Source organism: Streptomyces sp. NPDC057474 (assembly GCF_042802555.1).
In the GTDB taxonomy this organism is placed as follows: Bacteria; Actinomycetota; Actinomycetes; order Streptomycetales; family Streptomycetaceae; genus Streptomyces.
The window spans coordinates 46,689-63,075 of record NZ_JBHVDX010000032.1 but is presented as its reverse complement, the minus strand read 5'-3'; the positions used below and the strand labels follow the sequence as shown (position 1 = coordinate 63,075).

The 16,387-nt window shown below is 69.1% G+C and carries 14 protein-coding genes and 1 tRNA gene; 5 read left to right on the top strand and 10 right to left on the bottom strand.

Annotated elements, in window-relative coordinates:
- Positions 1-30 precede the first annotated feature (30 nt).
- Positions 31-681: an ANTAR domain-containing response regulator gene (locus tag ACFU53_RS12460; RefSeq protein WP_383989801.1), complete on the bottom strand. Its 651-nt coding sequence runs from the start codon at positions 679-681 to the stop codon at positions 31-33.
- Positions 682-783: 102 nt separating this feature from the next.
- On the opposite strand from ACFU53_RS12460, the gene ACFU53_RS12455 reads away from it, so the two are divergent.
- Both ACFU53_RS12455 and ACFU53_RS12450 read left to right on the top strand, forming a co-directional pair.
- Positions 784-856 (top strand) — tRNA-Leu (locus ACFU53_RS12455).
- A 106-nt stretch (positions 857-962) separates the two neighbouring features.
- The gene (locus ACFU53_RS12450) at positions 963-1,706 is read left to right on the top strand and encodes a helix-turn-helix domain-containing protein (RefSeq protein ID WP_383989798.1); all 744 of its coding nucleotides are present in this window, start codon (positions 963-965) and stop codon (positions 1,704-1,706) included.
- A 4-nt stretch (positions 1,707-1,710) separates the two neighbouring features.
- On the opposite strand, the gene pyk is transcribed toward ACFU53_RS12450, so the two are convergent.
- Together pyk and ACFU53_RS12440 are read right to left on the bottom strand one after the other, a co-directional pair.
- Positions 1,711-3,147, bottom strand: coding sequence for a pyruvate kinase (gene pyk, locus ACFU53_RS12445; protein WP_383989795.1), 1,437 nt, complete (start codon positions 3,145-3,147; stop codon positions 1,711-1,713).
- A 148-nt stretch (positions 3,148-3,295) separates the two neighbouring features.
- On the bottom strand, positions 3,296-4,015 hold the full coding sequence (locus ACFU53_RS12440) for an SIMPL domain-containing protein (protein ID WP_383989792.1): 720 nt from the start codon (positions 4,013-4,015) through the stop codon (positions 3,296-3,298).
- A 189-nt stretch (positions 4,016-4,204) separates the two neighbouring features.
- On the opposite strand from ACFU53_RS12440, the gene ACFU53_RS12435 reads away from it, so the two are divergent.
- A complete protein-coding gene (locus tag ACFU53_RS12435; RefSeq protein ID WP_383989789.1) occupies positions 4,205-6,013 on the top strand; it encodes a 5'-nucleotidase C-terminal domain-containing protein in 1,809 nt (602 codons plus the stop codon).
- Positions 6,014-6,027: 14 nt separating this feature from the next.
- On the opposite strand, the gene ACFU53_RS12430 is transcribed toward ACFU53_RS12435, so the two are convergent.
- The 6 genes from ACFU53_RS12430 to ACFU53_RS12405 all read right to left on the bottom strand — a co-directional run bounded on the left by ACFU53_RS12430 (position 6,028) and on the right by ACFU53_RS12405 (position 14,018).
- Positions 6,028-7,191 carry a GDSL-type esterase/lipase family protein gene (locus ACFU53_RS12430; protein ID WP_383989786.1) on the bottom strand — a complete coding sequence of 388 codons (1,164 nt, stop codon included), beginning with the start codon at positions 7,189-7,191 and terminating at the stop codon, positions 6,028-6,030.
- Positions 7,192-7,255: 64 nt separating this feature from the next.
- Positions 7,256-8,692: a lysine N(6)-hydroxylase/L-ornithine N(5)-oxygenase family protein gene (locus ACFU53_RS12425; RefSeq protein WP_383989783.1), complete on the bottom strand. Its 1,437-nt coding sequence runs from the start codon at positions 8,690-8,692 to the stop codon at positions 7,256-7,258.
- Positions 8,689-10,092 (bottom strand): pyridoxal phosphate-dependent decarboxylase family protein, encoded by a 1,404-nt coding sequence (locus tag ACFU53_RS12420; protein WP_383989780.1) that lies wholly within the window; start codon positions 10,090-10,092, stop codon positions 8,689-8,691. Before ACFU53_RS12420 ends, ACFU53_RS12425 begins: the two co-directional genes overlap by 4 nt.
- Before the next feature lie 190 nt (positions 10,093-10,282).
- Entirely contained in the window at positions 10,283-12,811 is a 2,529-nt protein-coding gene (gene pepN / locus ACFU53_RS12415; RefSeq protein WP_383989776.1) for an aminopeptidase N, read from the bottom strand.
- A 90-nt stretch (positions 12,812-12,901) separates the two neighbouring features.
- The gene (locus ACFU53_RS12410; protein WP_383989773.1) at positions 12,902-13,426 is read right to left on the bottom strand and encodes a two-component system response regulator; all 525 of its coding nucleotides are present in this window, start codon (positions 13,424-13,426) and stop codon (positions 12,902-12,904) included.
- 124 nt (positions 13,427-13,550) lie between these two features.
- A complete protein-coding gene (locus tag ACFU53_RS12405) occupies positions 13,551-14,018 on the bottom strand; it encodes a chorismate mutase (protein ID WP_383989770.1) in 468 nt (155 codons plus the stop codon).
- A gap of 138 nt (positions 14,019-14,156) precedes the next feature.
- On the opposite strand from ACFU53_RS12405, the gene ACFU53_RS12400 reads away from it, so the two are divergent.
- The gene (locus ACFU53_RS12400) at positions 14,157-15,053 is read left to right on the top strand and encodes a hypothetical protein (RefSeq protein ID WP_383989767.1); all 897 of its coding nucleotides are present in this window, start codon (positions 14,157-14,159) and stop codon (positions 15,051-15,053) included.
- A 190-nt stretch (positions 15,054-15,243) separates the two neighbouring features.
- Here ACFU53_RS12400 and ACFU53_RS12395 read toward each other — a convergent pair whose 3' ends face one another.
- Positions 15,244-16,161, bottom strand: a complete 918-nt coding sequence (locus ACFU53_RS12395) for an SDR family oxidoreductase (RefSeq protein WP_383989765.1) — start codon at positions 16,159-16,161, stop codon at positions 15,244-15,246.
- 27 nt (positions 16,162-16,188) lie between these two features.
- Between ACFU53_RS12395 and ACFU53_RS12390 the strand changes: the two genes are divergently transcribed.
- On the top strand, positions 16,189-16,387 hold a 199-nt coding region (locus ACFU53_RS12390; RefSeq protein WP_383989762.1), incomplete at its 3' end, for a hypothetical protein.

Below are 16,387 nucleotides of genomic sequence, written 5' to 3'. Positions count from 1 at the left end.
CGTCGTATGTATACGTGCGCGGGGGTGGGGTCAGCCCTTGGCCGCCTTCTTCTCGTCGGCATCCTGAATGACGGCCTCCGCCACCTGCTGCATCGACATCCGACGATCCATCGACGTCTTCTGGATCCACCGGAACGCGGCCGGCTCCGTCAGTCCGTACTCCGTCTGCAGAATCGACTTCGCACGGTCCACCAGCTTGCGAGTCTCCAGCCGGAGCGTGAGGTCGGCGACCTCCTTCTCCAGCTCCTTCAACTCGGTGAACCGCGAGACGGCCATCTCGATCGCCGGGACGACATCACTCTTGCTGAACGGCTTCACGAGGTACGCCATCGCACCGGCATCCCGGGCCCGCTCGACGAGGTCACGCTGCGAGAAGGCGGTCAGCATCAGCACGGGCGCGATACGCTCCTCGGCGATCTTCTCCGCGGCCGAGATCCCATCCATCTTGGGCATCTTCACGTCGAGGATCACAAGATCGGGCTGGTGCTCCCGGGCCAGCTCGACCGCCTGCTCACCGTCACCGGCCTCGCCCACGACGGAGTAGCCCTCTTCTTCGAGCATCTCCTTGAGATCGAGGCGGATCAACGCCTCGTCCTCGGCGATGACGACACGGGTCGTCAGCGGAGGCACGTGCGACTTGTCGTCGTCGTCGACGGGCTGGGGCGACTCGGGGGCGGTCACGTGGGCTCCTCGTTCAGGGCAGGGGTACTGCTGACAAGAGACTACCTAGCTGCGGTAAGGTGGGGGCACGGCGGGTAACCGCCAGCCTTAGTTTTAGAGGAAGCCCCGGTAGTCCAGCGGCAGAGACACGGTGCTCAAACCACCGACAGCGTCGGTTCGAATCCGACTCGGGGCACTTTTCCTTCGTTTCCAAGGTCAGCACTTAGCGGATGTCCACGTTCTCGTGAACATCCGCTTTTTAACTACACGCGCGGTCGCGATCAGTCGCAGAGAGTGGCCGCATGTACGACGTCAGCACACGCAAGCGAGCACTCGCGTTGGTTGCTCAGGGGCGCAGCCTAAACTCGGTCAGCCGGGAAACGGGCATCTCACGAGCCGCGATCCGTTCCTGGCAGCAGCGCCTCGAACCCCTGCCTCGCATGGCGCCCGCCGATCCGGGCCCACCGGCGGATGATGGCGCGTACGCCTATCTGCTGGGCCTCTACCTGGGCGACGGCTGCATCAGCGCCCACCCCCGCAGTGGCTACTACCTCCGCATCGCCTGTGCAGATGCTTGGCCTGGGCTCATGCAGCAGTGCCGTGAGGCCATCGCGATAGTTCGCCCGGGTATTGGCGTCTACGCCCTTCAGAAGGAGGGGTACTCGATGGTCACCAGTCACTCCCGGCACTGGCCCCTTCTCTTTCCTCAGCACGGCCCCGGAAAGAAACACGAGCGCAGGATCGCTCTGGCCCCCTGGCAACAAGCCGTTGTCGACGCCCACCCTTGGCAGTTCATCCGGGGCCTCATCCACTCCGACGGCTGCCGCATCACCAACTGGACAACTCGCTTGGTCGGGGGCGAACGCAAGCGTTACGAGTACCCCCGGTACTTCTTCACCAACGTGTCGAGCGACATCATCCGTCTCTTCACAGCAGCGCTGGACCAAGTAGGCGTCGACTGGAGGCTCGCCAACGCCCGCAACGTCTCCATCGCCCGCAAAGCCTCCGTCGCCCTCATGGACACCCACGTAGGCCAGAAGTACTGACCCCCTACTTCGGGCTGTCGCCCTCCCCGATGTGATGCACCCGGACCATGTTCGTGAAGCCCGCGACCCCCGGCGGTGAGCCGGCCGTGATCACGACCACGTCGCCCTTCTTGCAGCGGCCGTACTTGAGCAGCAGCTCATCCACCTGGTCGACCATCGCGTCCGTTGAATCAACCTGCGGCCCGAGGTAGGTCTCCACACCCCACGTCAAGCTCAGCTGCGAGCGCGTAGCCGGGTCCGGAGTGAAGGCCAACACAGGAATCGGCGACCGGTAGCGTGACAGGCGTCGCGCCGTGTCGCCGGACTGGCTGAAGGCGACCAGGAACTTCGCGTCCAAGAAGTCGCCGATCTCGGCTGCCGCGCGGGCCATCGCGCCGCCCTGGGTGCGGGGTTTGTTGTGCTCGGTCAAGGGCGGGAGGCCTTTCGCCAGCATGTCCGATTCCGCCGCTGCCACGATGCGGCTCATCGTGCGGACCGTCTCCACCGCGTATTTGCCCACGCTCGTCTCGCCGGACAGCATCACCGCGTCCGTGCCGTCGAGGACGGCGTTGGCGACGTCGCTGACCTCGGCGCGTGTCGGGCGGGAGTTGTTGATCATCGAGTCGAGCATCTGCGTGGCGACGATGACCGGCTTGGCGTTGCGCTTGGCCAGTTTGACCGTGCGCTTCTGGACCAGCGGGACCTGCTCCAGGGGCATTTCCACGCCCAGGTCGCCGCGCGCGACCATGATGCCGTCGAAGGCGGCGACGATCTCGTCGATGTTGTCGACGGCCTGTGGTTTCTCGATCTTGGCGATGACGGGGAGTCGGCGGCCTTCCTCGTCCATGATCTGGTGGACGCGTTCGATGTCCCGCCCGGACCGCACGAACGACAGCGCGATCACGTCGAAGCCCGTGCGGAGCGCCCAACGGAGGTCGTCTTCGTCCTTCTCCGACAGCGTCGGCACCGATACGGCGACGCCCGGCAGGTTCAGTCCCTTGTTGTCGGAGACCATCCCGCCTTCGACGACCCGGGTGTGGACCCGGGGTCCGTCCACCGCCGTGACCTCCAGCGTGACCTTGCCGTCGTCGACGAGGATGAGTTCCCCGGGAGTGACGTCGGCCGCCAGGCCGCCGTACGTCGTGCCGCAGACCTCGCTGCCCCCTTCCACCCCCTCCTCCACGCTGATCGTGAACGTGTCGTCGCGTTCAAGGAGTACGGGGCCTTCGGCGAAGCGGCCGAGGCGGATCTTCGGGCCTTGAAGGTCGGCGAGGGTGCCGACGCTGCGGCCGGTCTCGTCGGCGGCCTTGCGGACGTGCTGGTAGTGCTCGTCGTGTTCGGCGTGGCCGCCGTGGCTGAGGTTGAAGCGGGCGATGTCCATGCCGGCCTCGACCAGTGCCTTGATCTGGTCGTATGAGTCGGTGGCGGGCCCGAGGGTGCAGACGATCTTTGCTCGGCGCATGTTTCGAGCCTATGGCTTACCCGCCGGTAGCGATTTGGCGGGGCGTGACGACTCAACGGCCGTCACGTGAAAGGTAATTGACAAGTAATCACCAAAAGCTGAAGGGTGCCCCGGCTGGGCGGTGGCCGGGAGCACCCCCGGCGTCAGGTCAGAGTTGCGGTGGCAGCATCGTGAAGCGGGCGTTGACCTGTGCGTAGACGCGTTGGCGTTGGGGTTCGAGGTCGAGGGGGGCGGCGTCGGTTTCCTCGGCGCCCTTGGCCCTGGCGGAGCGCATGAGGCCGCCGGGGGCTCCGGGGCGGACGGGTTGGGGGGCTTCCGCGCCGATGTCGGCGAGTTCGACCAGGGCCGCGAGTGTGGTGCCGAGGGCTTCGGCGTACTCCCGTGCGCGCTGTACCGCCTCCTTCACCGCCTTCTGCCTGGCCCGCTTGTGGGCGGGTGAGTCGGGTCGGAGGGACCACCAGGGGCCGTCGACGCGTGTGAGGTCCAGGTCGGCCAGGCGTGTGGTGAGTTCGCCCAGTGCCGTGAAGTCGGTCAGCTCCGCGGTGATGTGGACGCGGCCATGGTAGGCCTGGATCCTTTCGCCTCTGCCCTTCTCCTTCAGTTCGGGGGTGATGGAGAAGGCGCCGGTCTCCAGTCGTTCGACCGCTTCGCCGTATGTCTTGACGAGGTCGAGGACGGTGGTGTTGCGGCGGGTGAGGTCGTCGAGGGCAGCGCGCCGGTCCTTGCCGCGGGCGAGGACGGTGACTCCGATGCGGGCTATCTCGGGGTCGACTTCGAGGTGGGCTTCGCCGCGGACGGCGATGCGGGGCGCTTCGGGGGTGCCGTAGGGGACGGCGGCGGGTTGGGCTTCCTCTGGACTGGTGGTCATACGCCCCACTCTGTCACCCGTGGCCTGGTCGCAGACCTCGCAGGTCACCAGATCGAAACCTGTTGGGTCTGTTGCGGTGGGGGCGGTACGGGTCAGAATCTACGCGCGTTGTCGCATGTGGTCCCAGGTTTCCACTGTCCGCTGTCTACGCGCGTTGATATCGCCCGTTCCTCCGAGGAGTGCCCTGATATGCCCTTGAACCGCCGGAAGTTCCTGAAGAAGTCGGCCGTGACCGGTGCGGGAGTGGCCATCGCCGGTTCGGCCATGGCTCCGAACGCGCAGGCGGCCACGGTGACGGGTGGCGGGAAGAAGGCCCCGAAGCGGTACAGGTTCACCGTGATGGGGACGACCGACCTGCACGGCAACGTCTTCAACTGGGACTACTTCACGGACAAGGAGTTCGACGACAAGGCGCACAACGACGTCGGTCTGGCGAAGATCTCCACGCTGGTGAACCAGATCCGCAAGGAGAAGGGCCGCCGGAACACGCTGCTCATCGACGCCGGTGACACCATCCAGGGCACGCAGTTGTCGTATTACTACGCGAAGGTGGACCCGATCACCGCCAAGGGTGGTCCGGTGCACCCGATGGCGCAGGCGATGAACGCGATCGACTATGACGCGGCTGCGCTGGGCAACCACGAGTTCAACTACGGCATTCCGGTGCTGCGGAAGTTCCAGGAGCAGTGCCGTTTCCCGCTGCTGGGTGCGAACGCGCTGGATGCCAAGACCCTTCGCCCCGCCTTCCCTCCGTACAGCATGCACCGGCTGCGTACGCCGCACGGGCGGGACGTGAAGGTGGCGGTCCTCGGGCTCACCAACCCGGGTATCGCGATCTGGGACAAGGCGAACGTGCAAGGGAAGATGACGTTCCCGGGGCTTGAGGAGCAGGCCGCCAAGTGGGTGCCGAAGCTGCGGTCGATGGGGGCGGATGTCGTCATCGTGTCGGCGCACAGCGGGTCCTCCGGCACCTCTTCGTACGGTGATCAGCTGCCGTACATCGAGAACGCGGCCGGGCTGGTGGCCGAGCAGGTGCCGGGGATCGACGCGATTCTCGTGGGGCACGCGCACACGGAGATCCCGGAGTACTTCGTCACCAACAAGAAGACCGGCAAGCAGGTCGTGCTGTCGGAGCCGCTGAAGTGGGGGCAGCGGCTGACGCTGTTCGACTTCGAGCTGGTGTGGAGCAAGGGCTGCTGGAAGGTCGAGAAGGTCGCCGCGCAGGTTCTCAACTCCAACGCCGTGGAGGAGGACCCGAAGATCGTGAAGATGCTCGGTGACGAGCACGAGAAGGTCGTGGCGTACGTCAACCAGATCATCGGTACGAACGCGGCCGAGATGACGTCGGTGGAGGCGCCGTACAAGGATGTGGCGATCATCGATCTGATCAACCACATCCAGGCGGACACGGTGAAGAAAGCGCTGGCGTCGGGTGAGTACGGGTCGCTGCCGGTGCTGTCGCAGGCCGCGGCGTTCTCGCGGAGCGCGGTGATCCCGGCGGGGAACGTCACCATCCGGGACGTTGCCGGTCTGTATGTCTTCGAGAACACGCTGGAGGCGCGTCTGATGACGGGTGCGCAGATGAAGGCGTATCTGGAGTATTCGGCGAACTACTTCGTGCAGACGGCGGTGGACGCGGCTGTCGACCCGGCGAAGCTGACGAACGCGAACGGCACGCCGGACTACAACTACGACGCGGTGAGCGGTCTGTCGTACGAGATCGACATCGCCAGGCCGGCGGGGTCGCGTATCGCGAACGTGCTGTTCGAGGGTGCGGCGTTGGCGGACGACCAGAAGTTCGTGTTCGCGGTGAACAACTACCGGGCCAACGGCGGTGGCAACTTCCCGCATGTCGCCGCGGCCCAGCTGCTGTGGTCGAACTCGGACGAGATCCGTAACACGATGATCTCGTGGGTGAAGGCGAAGGGGTCGATCGACCCGGCGGCGTTCGCGTCGGTGGACTGGAAGCTGACGCGGAACGGTACGCCGGTCTTCTAGAGCTCGTCGGTCTTCTAGAGGTTCAGAAGGCTGAGATCGACGGCGTCGGCGATGGCTTTCGCGCCGACGTCGTTGACGTGGAGGCCGTCGCCGCTGTTGTGGTCGTCGCGGATGCGGGTGGGGTGGTCCGGGTCCGCGACGGCGGCGGCGATGTCGATGACGGCGTCGAAGGGGTGGGTGTCACCGAGGAGCCAGGTGTTGACCTCGGCGCGTACGGCTTGACCCTCGTCGCTGTCGTAACCGGGGTAGACGGTGCCGGCGTAGGGGCCGATGGTGGCGCCGATGACGGTGAGGCCGGCGGTGTGGAGGCGGTCGGCGAGGATGGTCAGGCCGGTGATGAGGTCGGCGGCCGTGGGGAGTTTGGCGGGTTCGGGGAAGGCGATGGCGCCGGGCAGGCCGAGGTCGTTGAGACCGGCGTGGATGATGACGTGGCTGGCGCCGGGTATGTCGAGGACGTCGTGTTCGACGCGGGAGAGCAGGTGGGCGCCGATCTCGTCGGTGAGGAGTCGGTTGCCGGAGATGCCGGTGGCGACGATCCAGCCGTCTGTGAGGCGGCGGTCGAGCTGGGCGGGGAAGCTGCTGCCGGTGCCGGGGGTGGTGGCCATGCCCTCGATCCAGGAGTCCCCGAAGGCGACGGCGATGCGGGTGCTCTCGGGGGCGAGGACGTCGATGCCGGTGACGAAGTGCCCGGTGATGAGTTCGTCGGATTCGTCGAGGGATTCGGCGGTGAGCTGGTCGCCGGGGACGGCGTGGCCGATGTCGTAGGGGATCGCGGAGTGTGTGGTGAGACCGGTGTCGCCGGGGAGGTAGAGGCTGAGGGCGAGTTCCTCGCCTGCGGTGACGGTGCCTTCGACGGGGTCGCTGATGATCTCCTCGCCGGCCGGGATGGTGACGTTTTCGGCGCCGGCGAAGAGGAGGGGGACGTCGGTGGTGGGGTCGATGGCGCTGCCTTCGGTGCGGCGGGCGAGGTGGGCGCCGCCGATGTCGAGGTGTGTGCGGCCGTAGCGGTTGCTGAGGCGGACGCGTAGGGCCTCGCCGCCGCCGACGGGGCGCAGGGTCTGGCGTACGGTCTGGTCGGTGAAGCCTCGGACCTCGAAGAGTTTGAAGGCTTCGTGGGGGTCGATGACGGCGGAGCGGTGGGCGGCGATCCAGGCCTTGCCTGCGCGGGTGCTGGTCATGGCCGAAAGGTAGGCAGCTTTCTTGCAGCCGTCACCACTCCTGCCCTACTTCTTTACTCTTCAATTACCTAGCGTCGGCGAGCGGGGTCAGTGGCGTGAGGGTTTTCTCCTGCCGCGCGGGTGGGATCTGCAACCGGGGTTGGAGGCCGAAGGTGGTGAAGGCGGTGCGGGTCGGCAGGGGGTAGGGCTCCTTGCCGGTGAGGGTGTTGAGGATGGTGGCGCTGCGCCAGGCGGCGAGGCCGAGGTCGGGGGCGCCGACGCCGTGGGTGTGCAGTTCGGCGTTCTGGACGTAGACGTGGCAGCCGGCGGCGGTGACGGACGGGTCGAGGATCATCCGGAACCTGTCGTCGACGCGGGGCCGCTCCCGGCTGTCGCGCCGCATGTACGGGTCGAGGCCGGCGAGGACGCGGTCCAGGGGGCGCTCGTGGTAGCCGGTGGCGAGGACGACGGCGTCGGTGGTGAGGCGGGAGCGGGTGCCCTGTTCGATGTGTTCGAGGTGGAGTTCGACTTTGGTGGTGGCGAGCCGGCCGGCGGTGCGGACGTGGACGCCGGGAGTGAGGACGGCGTCGGGCCAGCCGCCGTCGAGGGTGCGACGGTACAGCTCGTCGTGGATGGCGGCGATCGTGTCGGCGTCGATGCCCTTGTGGAGCTGCCACTGGGCGGCGACGAGCCGGTCCCGGGTCGGTTCGGCGAGGGCGTGGAAGTAGCGGGTGTAGTCCGGTGTGAAGTGTTCCAGGCCCAGCTTGGAGTACTCCATGGGTGCGAACGCCTCTGTGCGGCCGAGCCAGTGCAGCCGTTCCCGGCCGGTGGGCCGGTGCCGCAGGAGATCGAGGAAGACCTCGGCCCCCGACTGTCCCGCGCCGATGACGGTGACGTGTCCGGCCGCCAGCAGACGGTCGCGCTCGCCGAGGTAGTCCGCGGCGTGGATGACGGGCACGCCGGCCGCCTCGACGAGCGGCTTGAGGGGCTCGGGCACATGCGGTTCGGTGCCGACGCCGAGCACGATGTTCCGGGCGTACGTACGGCCGAGCGCGGCGGCCTCGCCGTCGGCGTCCGACTGCGTGAAGTCGACCTCGAACACGTCCCGTTCGGGGTTCCAGCGCACCGAGTCGACCTGGTGGCCGAACCGCAGCCCGGGCAGGCTCTCGGCGACCCAGCGGCAGTAGGCGTCGTACTCGGCGCGCTGGATGTGGAGTCGCTCGGCGAAGTAGAACGGGAAGAGCCGGTCGTGCGTCCTGAGGTAGTTGAGGAACGACCAGGGGCTCACCGGATCGGCGAGTGTCACCAGGTCCGCCAGGAACGGGACTTGGACCGTGGCGCCCTCGATGAGCAGCCCCGGGTGCCAGTCGAACCCGGGTCGCTGCTCGTAGAAGACGGCGTCGAGTCCGGCGAGGGGGTGGGCGAGGGCGGCGAGGGAGAGGTTGGCGGGTCCGATGCCGACGCCGACGAGGTCGCGGGGGGCTTCGGGTTCCTGCTGGTCGTGCTCTGGGGGCGTGCTCATGTGGGGGTGTGTCCTTCGGCGAGTTCTGCGGGTTCTGCGGGTTCTGCGAGTTCCACGAGCTTCAGCAGGGCGGCGAGGTCGCCCGGCCGGGTGTGGGGGTTGAGCAGGGTTGCCTTGAGCCAGAGGTGGCCGTCGAGTTCGGCGCGGCCTATGACGGCTCGGCCGTCGTGGAGCAGTTGGCGGCGTACGGCGGCCACGGCGTCGTCGGACGCGTCGGCGGGCCGGAAGAGGACCGTGCTGATGGTGGGCCGGTCGTAGAGTTCGAAGCCGGGGTGTGCCTCGACGAGTGCGGCGAACTCCTGGGCGAGTGCGCAGACTTGGTCGACGAGTCTGCCGAGTCCCGTGCGGCCCAGGGTCTTGAGGGTGACGGCGATCTTGAGGATGTCGGGCCGTCGGGTCGTCCGCAGGGACCTGCCGAGGAGGTCGGGCAGGCCGGCCTCGGTGTCGTCGTCCGCGTTGAGGTAGTCGGCCCTGTGGTCGAGTACGGCGAGGTCCGGCGCGTCGCGTACGGCGAGGAGTCCGGCGGCGACCGGCTGCCAGCCGAGTTTGTGCAGGTCCAGGGTGACGGTGTGGGCGCGGGCGAGGCCGTCGAGCCGGGCCCGGTGCCGGTCGCTGAAGAGGAGGCCTCCGCCGTAGGCCGCGTCGATGTGGAGCCGGGCGCCGTGGGTGTCGCACAGGTCGGCGATCTCGGGCAGCGGGTCGATGAGCCCGGCGTCGGTGGTGCCGGCGGTGGCGGCGACGAGGAGGGGCCCTTGGAGGTGGGTGAGGGCGTCGTCCAGGGCGGTGGGGTCCAGGGCGCCGGCCGGGGTGGGGATCACGACGGGCTCGGGGAGGCCGAGGAGCCAGGCGGCGCGAGGCAGGGAGTGGTGGGCGTTGGCCCCGCAGACGAGCTGTACTCCTCGATGCGTCGCGCTGTGCGTTTCCCTGGCCAGGAGTAGGGCGAGCTGGTTGGACTCGGTGCCACCGGTGGTGACCAGCGCGTCGGTGGCGCCGGCCTCCGCGGCCACCGCCCGGGTCACCAGCGCTTCGAGCGCGGAGGCGGCCGGGGCCTGGTCCCAGGAGTCGAGGGACGGGTTCAGTACGGAGGCGGCGAGGTCGGCGGCGGCGGCGACGGCCAGGGGTGGGGTGTGGAGGTGGGCCGCGCAGAGGGGGTCGGCCGGGTCGGCGGTGCCTGCCGCGAGGGCCCGGACCAGCCGATGGAGGGCGTCCGGCTCGCCTTCGACGGGCAGCGGCTCACCGAGCGCGTCCCGCACCTGTGCCGCGACCGCCTCCGGGCCGCCGGCGGGGATGGGGCCGCCCCGCGCCTCGGTCCCCTCACGCAACGCTTCGAGCACGGTGTCGAGCAACGGCCGTAGCGCGCCGGGACCTTGGGGTCCCGAGGCGAGGGGCGCAGCGGTCATGGATTCCTCCGGAGCACGGGGAATCCCATCTTGTACGCCAATCGGGTGCTGAGCCCGAAAATGCGGCTGATTACAACCAAAAGAGGGTAGTGCAGCGCGCCCCAAAGGGGCGTGGGGAACTGCGCGAGCCACGGACAACCTCAAGTCCGCGCAGAATCCCCAAGCCCCGACGGCGGCACCCGAAAAACCCCTACGCCTCCCGTACCCGCAAGGCACGCTCAAGGTCGTCCAACTGATCCACCAGCTTCCGCCGAAGCGCCGGAATCGCCCCGTCGTCCTGAAGGCACCGCTTTCCCAGCCCCACGGTCTCCGGGTTCACCGCGTACACCGGGAACGCCCACCGCCCGGCGGCCTCCGCCATGGCCGGCCCGCGCCGAGCGGCCAGCGACACCGCGTCGGCCCAGTAGCGCTCGACGTACTCCCGGAGGAGATCCGCCTGCTCCGGCTGCCAGAACCCCTGGGCCGTGGCGGTGAACAGGTAGTTGGAGAGGTCGTCGGTGGTGAACATCGCCTCCCAGGCGGCCCGCTTGGCCTCCGGTTCGGGCAGCGCGGCCCGGCAGCGGGCGGCGCCTTCTTGGCCGCTGGCGCTGGGGTCCCGCTTCAGCTCTTCGGCGATCGCGGCGGCGTCGACCGCGCCGAGGACGGCGAGGCGGCCCAGGACCCGCCAGCGCAGTTCGGGGTCCAGCTCGGGGCCACCCGGAACCGTGCCCTCGGCGAGCCAGGCGGCGATGGTCTCGGGGCGGGTGGCGACGTCGATGGCGTGGCGTACGGCGGTGAGGCGCAGGCCGGGGTTGTCGCCGTCCTCGGTGCGGCGGATGAGGTCGCGGCACAGGGAGCCGAGGGTGGACAGGCCGGTGGCACGCTGGTCGGGGGTGAGGAAGCGGTCGGCGACCTGGGTGGTGGCGAAGGTGAGGACGCCCTGGACGATGGCGAGGTCACTCTCGCGCGGGAGGTGGGTGCGGGCGGCTTCCAGGTAGGCGGTGGGCGGGAGTTCGGCGTCGCGTACGGCGTCCCGCAGGGCGTTCCAGACTACGGCGCGGGTGAGCGGGTCGGGGAGGCCGCAGAGGTGGCCGGTGACGGCGGTGAAGGAGTCGGGGTCGAAGCGGACCTTGGCGTAGGTGAGGTCGCCGTCGTTGAGGAGGAGGAGTGCGGGCCGTTTGCCGATGGGCTGGTCGGCGGTCTGGGGGATGTCGAGTTCGACGCGGTCGCGGAGGGTGAGGTGGCCCTGGTCGTCGCCGAGGTCCTGGTCGTAGAGGCCGACGGCGATGTGGTGGGGGCGGCTGCCGGTGCGGTCGACGGTGAGGGTGTAGGTGCCGTCGGCGGCGCGGGTGACCTTGGGGGTGAGGGTGTCGACGCCGGTTGTGCGGAGCCAGGCGTCGGCCCAGGCGTGGACGTCCCGTTCGGTGGCGCCGGCGAGGTTGTCGATGAAGTCGGCGAGGGTGGCGTTGCCGAAGCGGTGGCGGGTGAAGTGGGCGTTGATGCCGGCGAGGAAGTCCTTCTCGCCGAGCCAGGCGACGAGTTGGCGGAGGGCGGAGGCGCCCTTGGCGTAGGAGATGCCGTCGAAGTTGAGGAGGGCGGCGGCGGTGTCGTCGACGGCCTCGGGGGCGACGGGGTGGGTGGAGGGGCGCTGGTCGGCGTCGTAGCCCCAGGCCTTGCGGGCGATGCCGAAGTCGACCCAGGTGTCGGTGCCCCACTTTCTGGGGGGAGTCCCCCCGAGGGTGGCTTCGGTGAGGGTCTGGTAGCCCATGTACTCGGCGAAGGACTCGTTGAGCCAGATGTCGTCCCACCATTTGAGGGTGACGAGGTCGCCGAACCACATGTGGGCCATTTCGTGGGCGATGACCATGGCGCGGGTCTGGCGTTCGGTGTCGGTGACGGCGGAGCGGTAGACGAACTCGTCGCGGAAGGTGACGAGGCCGGGGTTCTCCATGGCGCCGGCGTTGAACTCGGGGACGAAGGCCTGGTCGTAGGAGTCGAAGGGGTACGGCTCCTCGAACTTCTCGTGGTAGCGGTCGTAGAGGGCGCGGGTGACGTCGAGGATCTCGTCGGCGTCGGTGTCGAGGTAGGGGGCGAGGGAGCGGCGGCAGTGGATGCCGAAGGGCAGGCCGCGGTGTTCGGTGCGGACGGAGTGCCAGGGGCCGGCGGCGACGGCGACGAGGTAGGTGGAGATCAGCGGGGTGGTGGCGGCTCGCCAGGTGCCGTCGTCCTGCTGTGCGGTGATGCCGTTGGCGAGGACGGTCCAGGCTTCGGGGGCGGTGACGGTGAGGTCGAAGAGGGCCTTGAGGTCGGGTTGGTCGAAGGCGGCGAAGACGCGTTGGACGTCGTCCATGAAGAGCTGGGTGTAGACGTAGGTCTCGGCGTCGGTGGGGTCGGTGAAGCGGTGCATGCCTTCGCCGGTGCGGGAGTAGCGCATGGCGGCGTCGACGCGCAGTTCGTGCTTGCCCGCGGTGAGGCCCTTGAGGGGGAGGCGGTTCCCGTCGAGGGTCTCGGGGTCGAGGGGTTCTCCGTCGAGGGTGACGGAGCGCAGTTCGGCGGGCTTGAGCTCGACGAAGGTGTCCGCGGCCTTTTTCTTTCCCCGCACGGTGAACTGGATGACGGTACGGGAGTCGAAGGTCTCGTCGCCGCGCGTGAGGTCGAGTGCGATCTCGTAGCGGTGGACGTCGAGGAGCCGAGCACGGGCTTGCGCTTCGTCGCGCGTCAGTACGGACATGAGGGACATGCTGCCTGATGCCTTTGGCACAGGACAGGGGCGGGCCTGGTACGCGACCTATGTCCGGTCGTACGCGCCGTGCGCCCGGCCGTATGCGGCCTATGCCCGGTCCTTCGCGCCGTCGTGCTGCGCGGGGACGCGCCCCTTGTCGCGGTGGTCGTCGCCGTTGGCGCTCTTGAGTTCCTCGTGGTCCTTGAGGCGGGCCCGCAGGTCGCGGACCTCGCGTTCCAGGGCGTGGGAGCGTTCGTGGGCGTCGTAGAGGTAGCGGACCTTGGTGCGCAGGGCCCAGGGGTCGATGGGTTTCATGACGAGGTCGGCGACGCCGAGGCGGAAGGCGGCGGAGGTGAGTTCGGCGTCGGGGCCGAAGCCGGTGAGGAGGATGACGGGGATGTGCTGGGTCTGTTCCACGCCGCGCATGTAGTGGACGACGTCGAGGCCGCTGACGCCGGGCATGCGGACGTCGAGGAGGAGCAGGCCGACCTGGCCGCGGAGGACTTCCTTGAGGGCCGCGTCGCCGCTGGTGGCGCGTGTCAGGCGGTAGCCCAGCGGGGCCAGGGCGCTCTCCAGGGCGTACAGCGTGTCCTCATGGTCGTCGACGATGAGGATCTTGGCTTCGGACGGCATGGCCGATGTCCCCTCGCTCGGGTGGTCGGCTCGCGTTCGGCGACCCGGACCCGAGGGTCTCACTGCGTGTAGCGATGGCTTGACGAAGAGTGCTCACGCAGGATGCCCCCTGGGGGCTGTGATGTCACTCCCCTGCGTCTGTTGCCGTGCCGGTCGTGCCCGCTGTGCCGGTCGTGCCCGCTGTGCCGGCCGTGCCCGCTGTGCCGGTCGTGCCCGCTGTACCGGTCGTGCCCGCTGTACCGTTCAGCGCGTCGTCCGCGATGCGTTCGTGGTGCCGGATGACCTCGGCGATGATGAAGTTCAGCAGCTTCTCCGCGAACGCCGGGTCCAGCTTGGCACTTTCGGCGAGTCCGCGCAGCCGGTTGATCTGTTGTGCCTCGCGGCCCGGGTCGGCGGCGGGCAGTTGGTGCGCGGCCTTGAGGTGGCCGACCCGCTGGGTGCACTTGAAGCGCTCGGCGAGCATGTGGACGACGGCGGCGTCGATGTTGTCGATGCTGTCCCGCAGCCGCATGAGTTCCGCCCGGGCGTCCGCGTCGACCTGGGCGGCCGGCGCGGTCCCGGTGTTCGCCTCGTTGGTGTCGCTGGTGGTCATGGTCGTCACCCTACGACGCTGCGGTTCCGCGCTCGCGGCCCGTCCGCGCCGGTCCGCTCGCGTGGGACGGCTTTCGGTGAGCATGCGTACGCACCGGCTTACAGTGGAACGTGTCGAGGCGTCTTAGGGGGTGCGGACGTGGCGAACGGCGGACCTGTCGAGCACGGCTACCCGCATCTGGACACCGTGCGGGCGTCGATCACGGCGCTGTACAAGCGGCTCTCGTACGACACGATCCAGACGTTCGCCACCAGTGTGGCCCCCGTCGACGTGGCGTTCTGCGACACCGACGATCTCCATCTCGGCGCGCAGCGGGTGGCCCGTGAGTTGGTGCGGCACTATCGGCTGCCGGACGCCCGGATGATCGTCGGGTTCCGGGAGATGACGCACGCGGCGCACGTCGAGCTGGCGGCGGGTCCCGAGTATTTCGTCGAACTCAATGACCGTTTCCGCACGCACCGCCGGGACATCGGGGCGGCTCTCGCGCACGAGGTCATGCATGTCTATCTGCACCGGCTCGGGTTGTCCTTCCCCGGCAACCGTGAGAACGAGATCCTCACGGATACGGCGGCGACGTATCTGGGGGCGGGGTGGCTGCTGCTGGACGCGTTCCGGGAGGACGCCGCGTCGTCGCAGAAGCTGGGGTATCTGACGCCGGAGGAGTTCGGGTACGTGCTGGCCAAGCGGGCGCAGTTGTTCGCGGAGGATCCGTCGGTGTGGTTCACCAGTGCCCAGGCGTATTCCGCGTACGCGGAGGGCAGCGTCCGGGCTCGCCGGGACGAACAGCAGCCGCCGCTGACGGCGGCGGGGTGGGCGGGGCGTCGGCGGTACGCGCGGGACCGGCGCCATGCGCAGGACCTGCGGTCGGCCTCGCCGGTGTCGGGGATGCCGTATATGTTCACGCCTGATGGGCGGGGGCCGTTGCGGGTGTCGTTTCCTTGTCCGACGTGTCATCAGAGGATCAGGGTGCCGGTCCGGGGACGGGTTCGGGCGCGGTGTGGGTTGTGCCGGACGGTTCTGGAGTGCGACACGTAGGGGTTGGGGGCACGTGAGGGGGTGGGTTCGGCGCGTCCGGCGAGCGCGGTGTGGGGGCTCGTCGCGGCGAGTGCGGGTGTGTGGGGGCTCGTCGCGGCGAGTGCGGGTGCGTGGGGGCTCGTCGCGGTGAGTGCGGGTGCGTGGGGGCTTGTCGCGCAGTTCCCCGCGCCCCTGAAGGCAGCGGCACCGGTCATGGGGCGCCGTAAACCGGGCGTGGTTCCTCCGCCTCGGCCAAGAGCTTTCGTACGGTCTCCCCCGCCCCCTCCGGCGTCCAGCGTGCCCCCTTGTCGACGGTCGGGCCCGGGTGCCAGCCCTCCATCACTGTGATGCGGCCGCCCTCCGTCTCGAAGACTCGGCCGGTGACGCCCTCGCTCGCGTGGGAACCCAGCCACACCACCAACGGGGAGACGTTCTCCGGGGCCATCGCGTCGAAGCCGGCGCCGGGGGCGGCCATGGCCTCGGCGAAGGTGCCCTCGGTCATCCTCGTGCGGGCCGCGGGGGCGATGGCGTTGACCTGGACGCCGTAGCGGGCCAGTTCGGCGGCGGCTACCAGGGTGAGGCCGACGATGGCGGCCTTGGCGGCGCTGTAGTTGCCCTGGCCGACCGAGCCCAGCAGGCCCGCGCCGCTGGTGGTGTTGACGATCCTCGCGGTCGGTGTGCGGCCGGCCTTGGTTTCGGCCCGCCAGTGTGCGGCGGCGTGTTTCAGGGGGAGGAAGTGGCCCTTGAGGTGGACGCGGAGGACGGCGTCCCAGTCGTCCTCGTCGAGGTTGACGAGCATGCGGTCGCGGAGGAAGCCGGCGTTGTTGACGAGGGTGTCGAGTCGGCCGTACGTGTCCAGGGCGGTGCGTACGAGCGAGGCGGCGCCGTCGGTCGTGGCGATGTCCCCGCCGTGGGCGATCGCGTCCCCTCCCCCGGCGCGGATCTCCTCGACGACCCGGGCGGCCGGGCTGTCGGGGTCCGGTGTGCCGTCGAGTCCTACGCCGAGGTCGTTGACGACCAGGCGGGCGCCCTCGACGGCGTACGCGAGCGCGTGCGCGCGGCCGAGGCCACGTCCCGCGCCGGTCACGATCACGACGCGCCCTTCGCAGAGCCGGTGTGTGGCGCTCATCTCGGGTCCCCTTTCTCTCTTTTCCCTTTGTCCCTGTCGGCGGTGGGCTGCGCCGTGCGGGCCGTGGGCTGCGCCGTGTCGGCCGTCGTGTGCGCCGTGTCGGCCGTCGTGTGCGGGACGTCGGCCGTCGTGTGCGGGACGTCGGCGCTTGTCTGTTCGTCGCCGGTCGCCGTCGGCTTCTCGCCGGTCGCCGTCGGCTCATCGCTGGTCGTCGTCTACTCCTTGT

Excerpts from the sequence above, each read along its gene's own strand:
- ACFU53_RS12450 (WP_383989798.1), top strand. The coding sequence starts at position 963 with ATGTACGACGTCAGCACACGCAAGCGAGCACTCGCGTTGGTTGCTCAG.
- pyk (WP_383989795.1), bottom strand. The coding sequence starts at position 3,147 with ATGCGCCGAGCAAAGATCGTCTGCACCCTCGGGCCCGCCACCGACTCA.
- ACFU53_RS12440 (WP_383989792.1), bottom strand. The coding sequence starts at position 4,015 with ATGACCACCAGTCCAGAGGAAGCCCAACCCGCCGCCGTCCCCTACGGC.
- ACFU53_RS12435 (WP_383989789.1), top strand. The coding sequence starts at position 4,205 with ATGCCCTTGAACCGCCGGAAGTTCCTGAAGAAGTCGGCCGTGACCGGT.
- ACFU53_RS12430 (WP_383989786.1), bottom strand. The coding sequence starts at position 7,191 with ATGACCAGCACCCGCGCAGGCAAGGCCTGGATCGCCGCCCACCGCTCC.
- ACFU53_RS12425 (WP_383989783.1), bottom strand. The coding sequence starts at position 8,692 with ATGAGCACGCCCCCAGAGCACGACCAGCAGGAACCCGAAGCCCCCCGC.
- ACFU53_RS12420 (WP_383989780.1), bottom strand. The coding sequence starts at position 10,092 with ATGACCGCTGCGCCCCTCGCCTCGGGACCCCAAGGTCCCGGCGCGCTA.
- pepN (WP_383989776.1), bottom strand. The coding sequence starts at position 12,811 with ATGTCCCTCATGTCCGTACTGACGCGCGACGAAGCGCAAGCCCGTGCT.
- ACFU53_RS12410 (WP_383989773.1), bottom strand. The coding sequence starts at position 13,426 with ATGCCGTCCGAAGCCAAGATCCTCATCGTCGACGACCATGAGGACACG.
- ACFU53_RS12405 (WP_383989770.1), bottom strand. The coding sequence starts at position 14,018 with ATGACCACCAGCGACACCAACGAGGCGAACACCGGGACCGCGCCGGCC.
- ACFU53_RS12395 (WP_383989765.1), bottom strand. The coding sequence starts at position 16,161 with ATGAGCGCCACACACCGGCTCTGCGAAGGGCGCGTCGTGATCGTGACC.